At 56.8% G+C, this 13,956-nt stretch carries 12 protein-coding genes; 8 read left to right on the top strand and 4 right to left on the bottom strand.

Going from position 1 to position 13,956, the window contains the following annotated elements; all coding sequences use genetic code 11:
• Positions 1 to 33: 33 nt before the first annotated feature.
• Together Q7U39_09030 and Q7U39_09025 are read right to left on the bottom strand one after the other, a co-directional pair.
• Complete coding sequence (locus Q7U39_09030; GenBank protein MDO9118087.1) at positions 34 to 981, bottom strand: transposase; 948 nt, start codon at positions 979 to 981, stop codon at positions 34 to 36.
• Positions 982 to 1,038: 57 nt separating this feature from the next.
• A complete protein-coding gene (locus Q7U39_09025) occupies positions 1,039 to 1,266 on the bottom strand; it encodes a hypothetical protein (GenBank protein MDO9118086.1) in 228 nt (75 codons plus the stop codon).
• A 378-nt stretch (positions 1,267 to 1,644) separates the two neighbouring features.
• Between Q7U39_09025 and Q7U39_09020 the strand changes: the two genes are divergently transcribed.
• The 4 genes from Q7U39_09020 (at position 1,645) to Q7U39_09005 (ending at position 8,323) form a co-directional block, all read left to right on the top strand.
• Positions 1,645 to 3,453, top strand: coding sequence for a hypothetical protein (locus Q7U39_09020; protein MDO9118085.1), 1,809 nt, complete (start codon positions 1,645 to 1,647; stop codon positions 3,451 to 3,453).
• 73 nt (positions 3,454 to 3,526) lie between these two features.
• On the top strand, positions 3,527 to 3,727 hold the full coding sequence (locus tag Q7U39_09015) for a hypothetical protein (protein MDO9118084.1): 201 nt from the start codon (positions 3,527 to 3,529) through the stop codon (positions 3,725 to 3,727).
• 688 nt (positions 3,728 to 4,415) lie between these two features.
• Complete coding sequence (locus Q7U39_09010) at positions 4,416 to 6,314, top strand: radical SAM protein (protein MDO9118083.1); 1,899 nt, start codon at positions 4,416 to 4,418, stop codon at positions 6,312 to 6,314.
• Positions 6,315 to 6,364: 50 nt separating this feature from the next.
• The gene (locus Q7U39_09005) at positions 6,365 to 8,323 is read left to right on the top strand and encodes a radical SAM protein (GenBank protein ID MDO9118082.1); all 1,959 of its coding nucleotides are present in this window, start codon (positions 6,365 to 6,367) and stop codon (positions 8,321 to 8,323) included.
• Positions 8,324 to 8,460: 137 nt separating this feature from the next.
• Here Q7U39_09005 and Q7U39_09000 read toward each other — a convergent pair whose 3' ends face one another.
• Positions 8,461 to 8,736, bottom strand: coding sequence for a hypothetical protein (locus Q7U39_09000; protein ID MDO9118081.1), 276 nt, complete (start codon positions 8,734 to 8,736; stop codon positions 8,461 to 8,463).
• A gap of 34 nt (positions 8,737 to 8,770) precedes the next feature.
• On the opposite strand from Q7U39_09000, the gene Q7U39_08995 reads away from it, so the two are divergent.
• The 4 genes from Q7U39_08995 (at position 8,771) to Q7U39_08980 (ending at position 13,299) form a co-directional block, all read left to right on the top strand.
• Positions 8,771 to 10,009, top strand: a complete 1,239-nt coding sequence (locus Q7U39_08995) for a hypothetical protein (GenBank protein MDO9118080.1) — start codon at positions 8,771 to 8,773, stop codon at positions 10,007 to 10,009.
• A gap of 205 nt (positions 10,010 to 10,214) precedes the next feature.
• On the top strand, positions 10,215 to 11,144 hold the full coding sequence (locus tag Q7U39_08990; protein MDO9118079.1) for a PhzF family phenazine biosynthesis protein: 930 nt from the start codon (positions 10,215 to 10,217) through the stop codon (positions 11,142 to 11,144).
• A 252-nt stretch (positions 11,145 to 11,396) separates the two neighbouring features.
• Positions 11,397 to 12,425: a zinc-binding dehydrogenase gene (locus tag Q7U39_08985; GenBank protein MDO9118078.1), complete on the top strand. Its 1,029-nt coding sequence runs from the start codon at positions 11,397 to 11,399 to the stop codon at positions 12,423 to 12,425.
• Positions 12,426 to 12,861: 436 nt separating this feature from the next.
• Entirely contained in the window at positions 12,862 to 13,299 is a 438-nt protein-coding gene (locus tag Q7U39_08980) for a CBS domain-containing protein (GenBank protein ID MDO9118077.1), read from the top strand.
• A gap of 143 nt (positions 13,300 to 13,442) precedes the next feature.
• On the opposite strand, the gene Q7U39_08975 is transcribed toward Q7U39_08980, so the two are convergent.
• A complete protein-coding gene (locus Q7U39_08975; protein MDO9118076.1) occupies positions 13,443 to 13,955 on the bottom strand; it encodes a MogA/MoaB family molybdenum cofactor biosynthesis protein in 513 nt (170 codons plus the stop codon).
• Between the last annotated feature and the right edge of the window lies 1 nt (position 13,956).

Below are 13,956 nucleotides of genomic sequence, written 5' to 3'. Positions count from 1 at the left end.
TGAATCAAGAGGGGGGCAGGCTTGAGTATTGACTTATTGTAATAGGTGAAGCTGGAGCGCATGACGTATCTGGGTTTCGATTGTGGTGTCGGGGTGGGCTGTATAGGCGGCGGCCAGGCGGCTGATCATGGATGGATCACGTCGCAGCCGTCGGCCCAATTCACGAGTGGTCAGGACGCTCCATCTCCGTGCAAGACCCACCAGCATCGTGCGGGCCGGGACCACGGCCCGGTGCCGCCCCGGAGCAAGAATCGTCTTCGGTGTCACCTCGTAGGCCGTGGCAACCGCCGTCAGGAGCGTTCCGAAAGGCACCCGCTTGGGGCGGGCCGACACCTCTCGCGTTGCGGCAGTGCGCCGATCTGCTTCTTCGATAAACCGTTCATCGCCGAGAAATCGCTGATCCACGGTGTCGTAGAATCGTTCTTGATGCCCGTGGGCCAAGCCGTCCATCAGAAAACGACGGTAGGCCTGCCGGGCAGGACCCACCTGTCGATGAAGCGATTCCAAGACGCTCGACGTCTGGACCGTGACGGGACCAACGCGGCCGAGATACACCGCATGACTGCTCCACTGGTAGGTCCACGGGTTCAGCGGCGTCCGCAGTCGGGCGGGATTTAGGTGAAGGTACCGGACCAATTCCAGCAGGTAGGCGTCGCGGTCACAGAGAATGGCGTGATAGCGCCCTTGAAACACATGGCCGCTCTTGTTGTACCGGCGATTGTAGTATTGGCTGTAAGTGAACTGCAGGGTTTGCATCGTACGGGCCAGCGGGTGTGCCCCGGTTTCTAACAACAGATGCACGTGATTCTTCATCAGGACGTAAGCATGGAGCGTGACGCCATCCCGAAGGCGATAGCGTTCGAGGCGCTCCAGATAGGCGGTGTAATCAGCGGGGTCATGAAAGATTGTCGCGCGCTGGTTGCCACGGACGATCACATGGTAGAAAGCCCCCGGAAAATCGATGCGCGGCTTGCGAGCCATGGCGGGGAGTCTAGGTTTCGAGATGAAATAAGTCAATACTCATGCCTGACCCCACTACTAACGCGCTTTTTCGTGAATCTCCTCTTGGAGCATCTTTATCCACTGCTGGAAAAATCGATTTACTTTGGCCTGCTCTCGTTCTGACCAAGCACCTGCGGCTGCAGATAGAACGCCACCTAAAAGCGGAATTGCACCACTAGCGACTTGAAGCACACCGCGTACCACCTTTTCGGTGTTTCCCTCTTCGGGTATATCCTCTCTTTTAGGGTCTTGAGCGTCGCTCATGATTTTCCCTCGCACTTAGGTCAGCTTGTTATTAGCGTGTGGCGCATCCTCAGTAATCTGTATGGGGTAGTCTACTGCAAAGTGAAAGGCGTATTCATCGTCCTGATGCGATGGGGGACGGCGAGGGGGTGGTAATGGCAGGCGAGGAAGGTGTCGGTCGGTCACGCGCCTGGAAACTCAGAATGTCCCCGTTCTTTTCCTCTCTTCAAGTAAAGGTTGCGGCGATACCGGGCTTGGAATCGACGATGCGGCAGCGGGTGAGGCTGAGCGCTAGAAAAGTAGCCTGTCTTATTTATTGTCCCCAATTAACTAGCATGTGGAGGGATTTGAGCGTTCTGTGAGAAGATTCCACCCATCTATTATGCTCCCTGAGGAATAATGGCGATACCCGCCTTTGAGAAAGTAGCCGTCGTCGGAGACAACGCTAGGCTTGTCGCAGAAATTTCATCTCTTTTTACACGTCCGCATTATCTGCCAATCATTTCTGGGCCTCACCTTGCCCGACCTGATTGGAGTAATGAAGTGATTAGACGTACTAATGCGATCTCAACGGCTGAAAGCCGGAGGGTGCTACTGGCTGATACGACGGTCGATCAAAACCGATCAATGTCGGAGGGCAAGCCAGCGGGAATGTTCATTCACGTCAGGTCCAGAGACGAGGCTCAAGAAGCGCTGAAAGGCTGGACGAAGGGTCCGAAGAAAAGGCTTGTTTGGGGGAGCGACAACCTCGGTATTGGTGTTCTGCTAGCCCGTCGATCAAAAAAACTTTTGGATACGACTACAGCTGAATCCCACACAACGGATTTTGTCGCCAGTGGCACGCACCTCTTGATCATTTGCGAGAGAGGCAATCCTCTTGCGGAGGTGATTGCTAGCAATATGGCCTTTGCTACGGATGCATCGTTTTTGACGCATCCTAAGCTTCCGGACTCTGAACAAACAGAATGGCTGGAAGAAATCTATGCCCTTGGTTCTGGTGGAAACGCCTCACATCGATTTGCCACCATTCGGGATCGGGTTCGTGGACAACTCCCCAATATAGACTTCAGCCAGTACAAGCAACTCCTGTTTATCACGAACCGTTTCCCCTGGGGCATAGCGGTACCTGAACGTCCAACCACGCACATGTTTGCATTTCCGGACTTTGGACTTTCGATGGTGGAAGGGCTCTGGGCCGCTTCTCAAGCAGAGCACAGCGCAAGGACCGCCCTTCTAATTCAACCAGGTGAAGTATCTGGATCTGAGATCGATGTCATTGCCGAATCATTAGGCCAAAATAAAACGCTCGTTCGCGTTCAGCTCGGTCCTGCTGCCACTGTCCTTAACGTTATGATGCTGATGGAAACTGTGCCCTTTGACATCATCGTAATATCGACTCATGCGGGCGATGTTCCGGGGCAACGGGTCACTTATGACTTCAAAGATAGCGAGGGCATCGCCCGCCGTCTCGTTATCGATGAAGGAGTCGGGTTTGCGTACGACCACAAGTCGGAAAAAGTACTCGTGCAAACCTTCAGCCGCTTTCACGAGTTGGACGGCGTGGATTGGACAGACTCAGCTGCAAAATCCAACCTATACGTCGGTACGTCGATAACTACTTGGGCAGGAATGGACATCTTCGAAAAGAAGAAGTACAGAGTGGCGAGCGAGGAGATCTCTCGAGTAATCGGATCGATGGGCCTTCAAATGCATGATCATATGTGGATTCCCGCTCTTCACGGCTTCGCACCTGACTGTACCCCAGTTATTTTTAACAACGCTTGCTCGTCGTGGCATCGCTTGAGTGCATCTTTTATGTTCGCTGGAGCTCGTGCCTACGTTGGAACACTTTTCCCAGTGATAGAGCCTGAGGCCCAAGAAATTGGCAGATCTTTCTTTCGGGAAGGACTCGGCTTGTCTTTGCCAGAGGCCCTGTGGGCTTCGCAAAACCGTGTCTATCAGAGCCAAGATAGACGCCCGTATGCGATGGTGGGCCTCCCATTTTGCTCAATTCGGGTTAACACCGTAAATTCCGTCAAGTATCTATCGAGCTACTACCCACGCGCGATTTCTGATTGTAGCCGGCACGCAGAAATGACCCCATACCGGGAGCTTCGAGAGAACTACCTGCGACATAGAGACTTCTTGACTAAAGAAGCAGAGACGCTCAGCAAATCGTTACGGCCACTAATAGATTCCAGTATCTAGGTCGACTGTTATAGGGATATGAGCGGGGAGAGACGACGAGTTTGGCTCAGATCTTAGCGAGGTTAGGTGATGCATGAGCAAAGTTGAAGCGATCGAAGAACAGATTGAGAAGTTGTCTCCCGATGAGCTTGCCGCGTTTCGCCGATGGTATGCGGCATTTGACGGGGAGACATGGGATCGTCAGTTCGAGGCTGATGTGAAGGCCGGTAAACTTGATGCCTTTGCTGAAAAAGCTCTTCGCGCTCATACCTCGGGTCAGTCAAAACCGCTTTGATTCATTGCGCCTCTCTGCTAATATTTCGCTATGGGATCTGATGCAACAAAATTGTTAGAGGATGCGCTTAAACTTCCTCCAGAAGCTCGGGCCGCGATGGCGGGGTCGCTATTGGAGAGTCTGGACGCAACCGTTGATGCCGATGCTGAAGCGGAATGGAACAAAGAGATTGCCCGTAGGTTGAAGGACCTTGATTCACCTCGCCCGCCGTTGCTGGTCTCCTGGAGTGACGCTCGTCGAAAGATCCTCGGTCTCTAATGCCGGGCCTGTCTGTTGTGTTCCATCCCGACGCTGTTCAAGAAGCTCAAGCTGCTCGACAATGGTATCTAGCAAGAAGCCCGTCTGCCGCGGATTCGTTCCTAGCTGAACTGGACCGCGGGGTCGAATCGGTTGTTCTGGCTCCCGAACGCTGGCCCCTCTTTGTTCATGGGACTCGGCGCTATCTCTTTCAGCGGTTCCCGTTTCAATTAATCTACCGGGTTAAGGGCGACCGGATTGAGATTTTGGCTGTTGCTCATGGCCGACGAAGGCCCGGCTATTGGAAGATTCGCTAGCCCTAGATCAGGCTTCGCACCTTCCGCCCTTGAATATCCCTCTACCGCCCCCTTACAATGTGTCCTCCTATAGCTAACCCCTTGGCATTCTTTCAATTTCTGAATGCCGGAGCGATAGACGAGGAGCCTCCTTCATGCGCATTGAGTATTCGAAGGGCGAGCGGGCTTCTAAAGAACTGATTCTCCTGAATCGTCAGAGTTTCGAAGCTTCCAGCGGCCGGAAGATGAAGGTCATGCTGATCTTCCCGCCCGATTGGTTTCCCTCCGAACCCTATCTGAGCCTTCCCTCCCTCACCGCCGTCCTCCGTCAGGCCGGCCATACCGTCATCCAAAAAGACATCAACCTCGAAATGTGGGACTGGTACTTCAGCGAGGACTTTTTGAAGAAAGTCCTGCGCCGGGTGCCGCAGCAACTCGACCGGCTCCGAAAGCTCTCCAAGAAGCGGGATCTGGACGCCAACGAGATGGATTTGCAGCTGGCGCTCTGCGACGTGACCAGGCAGCGGATCGACGAATTGATCAAGAAAGCGGAGAAGGCGAAGGCGATTATCCGTGGGGAAGTATTCTACGAAATCGACCAGTTAGAGTGGGCTATTCAAGTGTTCCGCGAAGTGACGTCGGTCATTTCCATGGTCTATGCCCCGGCGCGGATCTGTATGCCGCCGATGGAGACGGATCTGTCCTATAAGGTCTTCGTTTCTTCCGAAGTCATCGACGCGGTGAACGATACGCAGGTGAATATCTACCGCGACGTGTTCGAGCATCTGGTGAAGCCGGCGATTGAGCAGGCCCAGCCGGACGTGATCGGGATCTCGATCGTGTTGCAGCAGCAGATGTTCTCTACCATGACCTTCTGTGCCCTCATCAAGCAGCACTTCCCCCATATCCACGTCACGATCGGCGGCAATACGGTCACGCGCCTGCGCGATGTGCTCCCACAGTCGCCGCTGTTCCAATACTTCGACAGTGCCGTGGTCTATGAAGGGGAGACGGCCTTTGTCCAACTCGTCTCGGCGGTGGGGGCGAAGCGGAGCCTGGCCGACGTGCCGAACACGATCTACAAGGACGAGACCGGCGTCCATACGTCGGAGACGAGTTTTGCGGAAGATATGCATGCGCTGCCGCCGCCTGATTTCGACGGCCTGCTGCTGGAGAAGTATTTCGTTCCGACGAAGATTCTGCCCTATCTGGCCACGCGCGGCTGCTACTGGGGCCGCTGCGAGTTCTGCGACCATGGCGAGGGCTATACCGCCGGATACCGGAGCAAGAAGATCCAGGACATTCTGGCGGAGATCACACATCTGCGCGATAAGTACGGGGCGAAGCATTTCCATTTCACCGACGAGTCGTACCCTCCGGCCCTGTTCCGCAAGCTAGCGCGTGGGCTGATCGATACCAGGATGGATATCACCTGGACGACGCACATGCGGTTCGAGAAGAGCCTGTTGGAAGATCAAGTCTGGCAGGATGCGAAGGAGTCGGGCTGCAAGTACCTCCACTTCGGCTACGAGTCGGGAAACGAGCGGGTGCTGAAGCTGATGGACAAGGCCACGACGACCGCCATCATGACCGAGCATCTCAAGCGCACGGCGGAGGCAGGTATCTGGAACCACTGCATGGGCTTCTTCGGCTTTCCCGGCGAGACGAAAGAGGAAGCCTGGTCGTCGGTGGAGTTCCTGGAGCAGAACAAAGACTATGTGCATTCGCTGGGGTTCGGCACGTTCGACCTGGGTCGGCATAACCCCGTGGCGAAGCATCCGGAGAAGTGGGGCGTGACGGCCTACAAGAACCCCGAGTGGGATCTGGCGCTCGACTATTACTACACGGTGAAGAACGGGATGAGTATCGAAGAGGCCGAACGGGTGTTTCAGCAATTCGAACAGAACCATTACGCGGGCTGGGACCTGCGGCTCTACATCAGGGAATATATTTTTCTTTATATCGCGAAGTTCGGGTTGGAGAAGTTGCGGGATCTGCAATATCAGTCAATGAAAACGGCTGGTGTGACGCACACACTAGCGGGGAAGATGTAGCTCGGTGAAAGGCGCGTCTCGGCGCGCCGGGGTGGGTGGGTGAGAATAGAATGTCTGCTTCAGGACTCGTGCAAATAGACGGTTTGTCGCCGATCAAGAAAGAGGATCGGAAGACCTCGAAGGTGATGCTGCTGTTTCCGCCCGAGTGGGTGCCGACGGCGCCCTATCTGGCGCTGCCGTCGCTGACGGCGGTGCTGCGGGAGGCCGGTCATCAGGTCGTGCAGCGTGACATCAACATCGAGATGTACGATCACTTCTTCACCATGGAGTTCCTGATCTGGGTGAAGGCTCGGCTCGGCATGCAGCTCAAGCCGCTGCAGGACAAGGAAAAGGCCGGGACGCTCACGGATCGCGAGGCGGATCAGAAATCGGTCGTCGAGCAGGCCTATGCGGTGGATGTGTTCGACCTGGCGGAGCGGGCGGAAGATGCCAAGCTGGTCGTGCGCGGCGAGCGGTTCTACGAAGCCGAGAAGCTGGAGCTGGCGCTCAATACCTTCCGTGAGGCGATGCAGTACATCTCCGCTGCCTATTATCCTGCCTCGCTCGTCTTCTATCCGATGGAAAGCAACCTGGGCTACCGGCCGGGCGTCTCGAAGGAAGTCTTCGCCTGTCTCGACGACGAGCAGGTGAACGTCTATCGCGATATCTGCAATCAGCTGGTGCTGCCGTCGGTGAGTAAAGAGAAGCCGGAGGTGATCGGCATTTCCATCGGCACGCAGATGCAGCTGCTGGCGGGCCTGACCTTCTGCAAGATGATCAAGGAGACGTTCCCGCACATCAAGGTCGTGGTCGGGGGGAATGTCATCACGCGGCTGCAAGAAGAGCTGCCGAACCATGAACGGTTCTTCACCGAGGTGTTCGACGCGGCGATCCTCTACGAAGGCGAACATGCGCTGCTCTGGTATATCGAGGCGCTGAACGGGCAGCGGGCGCTGGAGTCGGTGCCGAATCTCATGTATCGCCATGCCGACGGGGTGAAGCAGAGCAAGGAAGTCTATACGGAGAAGACGGCGGCCCTGCCGCTGCCGGATTTCGACGGCCTGCCGCTGGACCATTATTTTGTCCCGGAGCGGATTATTCCCTATCTCGCGACGCGCGGCTGCTACTGGGGCCGCTGCACGTTCTGCGACCACGGGCAGGGCTACTTCGATCAATATCGCGGGATGACGGCGCAGCATGTGATCGAGCAGGTGACTGCACTGCGCGACAAGTACCAGTGCAAACACTTCCTCTTCTCCGACGAATCCTATCCGCCGGCCCTGTTCAAGAAAGTGTCTCAGTTGCTGGTGGAGCAGAACGTCGGGATCAAGTGGACGACGCTGATCCGGTTTGAAGAAACCTTACAGGACCAGGCGATCTGGGACCTCGCTGCGAAGGCCGGTTGCTGCACCCTCTATTACGGCATGGAGTCGGCGAACGAGCGTGTCTTGAACCTCATGGACAAGCACGCGAAGAAAAGCGTGATTCAGAACAATCTCCACCAGGCCTCGAAGGCGGGGATCTGGAACCACGTGATGGCCTTCTACGGATTCCCCGGCGAAACGAAAGACGAGGCGCTGGAGACGCGGCAGTTCGTCATCGACAATCAGCCGGTGATTCATTCGGTGGAACTCTTCTACTTCGTGGCTTACCGGCACACGCCGATGGTGCGCAATCCGGAGAAGTTCGGCATCACGATCCACAAGCAGGAGGAGTACGACCTGCCGCTGGACTACTACTACACGCTGAACGAGCCGAGCACCCTGTCGTGCCTCGATGCGATGCAGATGTGCGAAGAGTTCTACAAGAACGATTTCCAGCCCTGGGCCGTGCGGGTGAATTCCCGCGAGCATGTGTTCCTCTATATCTCCAAGTTCGGTACGAACAAGCTGCCCCAGATCTACGCCAAGCAGACGCAGACGACGGCGTCGGATGCGGTCTCAGGATTGGTCACGTGGCCGGTGTCGATGAACGAAGGAGAAGACGGCAAAGAGGGCAGGTCTCGGGTGGTCTCCCACGGTGTGGGCTAACAGGATGCTGAAAACGACCTCCCACGTCGTTCTCGGCTCGTCAAAATCCTCAACGTACCCCTGAGGGTACGCATCCGTTTTTGACTCGTCTGCGGCCTAGTGGGATGCCGTTTTGAGCATCCTGGGGAGATGGCAGTTCAGGAAGAAGACTGATCGCTCGAGGATTCGTCGGGAACTAAGACCGCACAGAGGAGAGCATACGAGGCTTCGACCAGTTTGGTCATCTCTTCGGCCTTCTTGTAGGCTTCCATGTACTTCTTGGGGTTGTTCGTCAGATTCGCGTAGCGGGCGGGATTCCAGGTATAGAGCTGTACGCGCTTGGCCCGTTCAAGATCCTCGGTGGTGACGGGGAGCGTGAGATCCAGAATCTTCAGTGCCTGGGCGATTTCTTTGGGTATGGTCTCGTCGGTCATCCTGTTACTTTAGCTGGAGCAAGGTCGTCAATCAATGCCAATGCCCCTCCCGATGCTCCAGGCCGCTCCGATCTTCACCAAGAAGGATTATCGCGATGTGTTGCGCCGTGAGATGGATGCGGGGAAGATCCCGCTGAGCCTCGGGCGCGATTGCCCGGTGAAGTGCGAGTTCTGCTACGAGCTGGACCATTCCTATCGCGAAACGCTCGATCCGCCCAAGACCTCTGACGAGGACTGGAAATACATTCTCGACTACATCAGCAAGAAGCCGACCGACCCGAAGCAGTTCTGGTGCCTGGGCGGGAACGAGTTCATGGAATGGACTGATCTCTTTCTCCATCCAAAGGCGATGGAGTGGGTCGAGGACTTTCTGAAGTACACGGACAAGAGCATTCAGTTCTTCACTGTCGGCTTCGTGCATGTCCCGAAGATTCATCAGCTGGTCGCGCAATATCCCGGCCGGATCAACTTTGAACTCTCGGTCATCACCCTCAGCGAGTATCGCCAGCGGCTCATGCCGCATGCGCCCTCGGTGAAGCATCTGATGAAGGTGCTGGACGGCCCGGCGGTGTCGTCGGCGAATTTCTATGCCTTCGATGCGAATACGATGTCGAAGGATGCGGTAGAGATTTCTAAGATCAATCAGAAGTGCGTGCTCTGGATGGGCACGCTCACGCCGGTGCGGGGCCTCAAGGAAGAGACGGCCGGCCTCATGCGCCAGGGCCGGAAGCATCTGGCGGAGGAAGCGCTACGGATCTACGATGCGGCCTTGCCGAATTTGCAGACGATCCATACAGAGGCCTACATCACGGCCTTTCTGAGCCGGAAGCGCATCGTGAGCCTCTTCGATTCGCTTGAATTGGAGAAGAAAGATACGCTGGTCACGGGCTGGAGCGTCTCGAAGATCCTCTCGATGTACCGGAAGAACAAGGCGCGCGTGCTGTACGTGCCGAATGCGATGCTGAGCGGGGATTCGGATTGCACGGTACTGCTCACGTTCGACGACATTGCGAAGCGGCTGACGACAGAAAAAATCATTCACGTGCCCAAGTGCATCATGCAATCGGGCCGCGGTCCCTACACGGACATCACCGGCGTAACGCTGGAACAGTTTACGGAAAAGACCGGCGTGAAAGTCAAAGTGCTGCACAAGGTCGACACGCGGTTTGCCAACGAGCAGCTCTATCGCAACGGGTCGTTGCAGAATTATGTCGAGAATTATGTGCGGAATCCGATGGTGCAGTCGTACGAGGCGCTGCCTCGTCCGGCATAGCGACATGTTGAAAAAGGCTTCTGGCGGCGTTCTCGGTCGTACGTCTCCTTGCGACGTACCCCGCAGGGAACAAGCTGCTCCGGCAGCTTGAGGTGGGTGGGTGAGAAAGCTACGACTCAGTCACCGTACTCCCTGCGGCCTTGCCACAAGACCTTTTTGAACATGCCGGGGAGGTTATCGTCAGGATTTATAGGAGTAGCTACAAATGCCTGATCGCCGCTCGCTGAAGTTCTACCAAGCCGATGTGTTTACCTCAGAGCCGTTCGGGGGCAATCCCGTTGCCGTGTTTCCTGAGGCCGACGGGCTCTCCGATGATCAACTTCAGCAGATCGCCCGGGAAATGAACCTCTCCGAGACGGTCTTTGTGTTCCCTCCGACCGACAAGGCGGCGGTGGTCCGGTTGCGGATTTTTACGCCGACGCAGGAACTGCCCTTTGCCGGCCATCCGGTGATCGGCACGTTTTATCTCCTGGCGCAGCTCGGACTTGTGCCGCTCACCGGATCGGTGACCCGTCTGCTCTACGAGTGCAACATCGGCTTGTTCCCGGTGGAGTTGCGTGGGGTGGGGAAGCAGATTGAGCATGTGGTCATGTCGCAGCCGAAACCGGAGTTTCTCGACGCGGTGGAGGATGAGGAAGATTTCTACAAGCTGGCCATTTCGCTCGGGCTGCCGAAATACGTGGTGGCGGAGGCCAAGTCGCCCATCGAGGTGGTGTCAACGGGGCTGCCGGTCCTCATACTGCCGATTCGCACGCTGACGGCGATCCGGTCGATCAACCCCGATCCCTCTGCCATTACCGATCTCTGCGGTCGTTTCGGCGCCAACGGCATCATGGTCTTCACGACCGTCACGGTCGAGCCGGACTCGACGGTCCATACCCGCATGTTTGCGCCGGCCATCGGCATTCTTGAAGATCCCGCCACCGGCAGCGCGAGCGGCGCGCTCGGGGCCTATCTGGTGCATCACCGCATTATTGATGTGAAGCCGACGACCGAGATTGTCTCGGAGCAGGGCTATGAGATCGAGCGCCCCTCGCGCATTCTCATCCAGGTCGATTCGTCCGACGGAGTCATTCAGGCAGTAAAGGTCGGGGGGGAGTGTGTGATGGTGGTGGAGGGCGAGCTGAAGTTTTAGCAGGCTGATGAAAACGCCATCTCACTGCGTTCTCAGTCGTACGTCTCCTTGCGACGTACCCCAGAGGGTACGCCTCAGTCGCCGCACTCCCTGCGGCCTTGTGACATGACGTTTTGATCAGCCTGGTTCGGATAGCCTTTTTGAGCAACCTGCCGGGACGTGATTGTTACGATCAGTATTTCTCTCAAGCTTCTCCCGGTTGTTTCCGATCTAGTTCTGTAGGGTAGGGTGTGGTCTAGCAAGGAGCTGAATATGAAAGCTGTCTTATTTCGCGCGCATGGTGGACCGGATAAGTTGAGCTATGAAGATATGCCGACGCCGACGATCGGGCCTGATGAGGTGTTGGTCAAGGTCAAAGCCTGCGCGCTGAACCATCTGGATATCTGGATCAGGCAGGGGAATCCAGCTTATCCCATGCCGATGCCGCATGTGTCAGGATCGGACGTGGCGGGTGTCGTAGAGCAGGTCGGCGCACAGGCCGATCACGTGACGGTCGGGCAGCGCGTGTTCATCTCGCCCGGGATCAGCTGTTGGAAGTGCGAACAGTGTCTGGCAGGGCGAGACAACTTCTGCCGCTCCTACAGCTTGCTGGGGGCGATGATGCACGGCGGCTATGCCGAGTATGTGAAGGTGCCGTTCCGCAATGTGATGCCGATTCCCGAGAACCTCTCGTTCGAACAGGCGGCGGCGTTCCCGCTCGTCTCGGTGACCGCGTCGCATATGTTGTTTGCCCAGGCCGGTCTCCAACATGGCGAGACGGTGTTGATCATGGGCGGTGGGAGCGGCGTAGGGACCATGGCGATTCAAATGGCCAAGCTCGCCGGCGCGCGCGTGATCACAACGGTCGGATCGGACGACAAGATCCCCAAGGCGGTGGTGCTCGGCGCCGACGCGGTTATCAACCATACGAAGGAGAACGTGGCGGATCGCGTGAAGCTCCTGACCGAAGGCCATGGCGTGGATGTGGTGATCGAGCATATCGGGCCGGAGGTGTGGGAGAGCTGTCTGGCGTCGCTGGCGAAAGGCGGGCGCTTGATTACCTGTGGCGCGACGACCGGCGCTGAGGTGAAGGTGGATCTCCGGTATGTCTATTCTCGCCAGTACACGATCAAGGGCTCCTACATGGGGACGCGGGCGGAACTGGTGAAGGCGGCGGAACTGATGGGCCAGAAGCGGCTGATCTCTGTCATCGACCGCACCTATCCGCTTCAAGAGGCTCGCGCGGCGCAAGAGCAGATGCTCTCCCGCAAGTTCTTCGGGAAGATAGTGCTCGTCTGTTGAAAATGGCTTCGGGCTTCGTTCTCGGCTCAAAACGATCCTCAACGTACCCCAGAGGGTACGCCTCCGGTCGTTTCTCGCCTGCGGCCTTGCCGGAAGGCCATTTTGAACAGACGTAGCTTCTGATCTTTTGAAGCCCGTTCCAACCCTCAGTCGCCACGCCCCCTGCGGCCTTGCCAGGGAGAAGGCGCGTCTTGGCGCGCTGGGGTTGGGCGGGTGAGAACGTAAACCGTTTTGAGCGTCCTTCGGGTTTGAAGTCTGAGAAGCGTCCTGTCTTTACTTGTTTCCTTACGGCGTGCCTCAAAGTGTGTGGCTTACTCGATGCGTCTCTGCCGCCTCGTTTCGACTACCCCATCCGATCTGTGTTAGGTTGAATCAAAGCTGAATGAGCGCGGCCGGCGTTCTTTCCACTCGACACCATCAACGAGGGAGGGAAACCATGTCTACCGTATCCAAGATCATGAGCAAACATCCCAAAACCGTCGGGCCGGCGGTGTCGATTGTAAGTGCGGCTAAGAAAATGCGGACGGCCCGAGTCGGGTCGTTGCTGGTGAAGAAGGGCAAGCAGTTGGTGGGCATTGTGACGGATACGGATATTGTCCGTCGGGCAGTGGCCACCAGTAAGCCGCTCGGGAAACTGACCGTCGAGAAGATTATGACAACGCCCCTGTGCACGATCGAGGGGAGCGAGTCGATAGACGATGCTCAGGAAATGATGGGTGACCTCGGTGTGCGCCACCTGGCCGTGACCAAGGGCGGGGAGATTGTCGGCGTGGTCTCGGTGCGGGATGTGATGTTGTCGTACCGGAAGTATGCGCAGTCGATTATCTCGACGGAAGTGCAGAAGTATTCTGAACCGAAGATTTCTCAAGACTAGGCGGATGCTGAAAACGGCTTCTAGCGGCGTTCTCACTCGCGTGTCTCGCTGCGACGTACCCCAGAGGGTACGCCTCACTCGCCGTGCTCCCTGCGGCCTTGCTAGAAGACCGTTTTGAGCATCCTGAATGAGGGAGAGGCAGACTACTTCGTGAGTTCTTTGACGAGATGCCCGAGTTCTGGAAGGATCAGCTTTTCCATCGCCAGGCGGACGGCGTTTTCTGAGCCTGGGGTGGAGAAGAGGACGCGGCCTTTGATGATGCCGGCGGTGGCCCGGCTCATGATGGCCGGTGAACCGATTTCTTGATAGGTCAGATAGCGAAAGACCTCGCCGAATCCATCCAACCGTTTTTCCAGCATCGCATCCACTGCTTCAAAGGTCGAATCCCGCCGAGAGATCCCGGTCCCGCCGTTGACGATGATGGCCTGGACGGCTTCGTTGGCGATGCCTTCGGTGATCCGCGCCGTGATTTGCGCCGGCTCGTCTTTCACCAGATGGTAGGCGGCGATACTGTGCCCCTGTTCCTTGAGCAGCTTCTGAATGAGCTGGCCGCTCGTGTCCGTCTCAGGCGTGCGGGTATCGCTGCAGGTAATGACCATGCACCCGATACTTCTGGGTGCATGGTGTTTGTGTTCATGATGGGTCGCGCTGGCCATA

The sequence above is a fragment of the Nitrospira sp. genome (assembly GCA_030653545.1).
Taxonomy (GTDB): Bacteria; Nitrospirota; Nitrospiria; order Nitrospirales; family Nitrospiraceae; genus Nitrospira_D.
The sequence above is the reverse complement of the archived record's forward strand: the minus strand, read 5'-3'. Positions and strand labels throughout refer to the sequence as shown.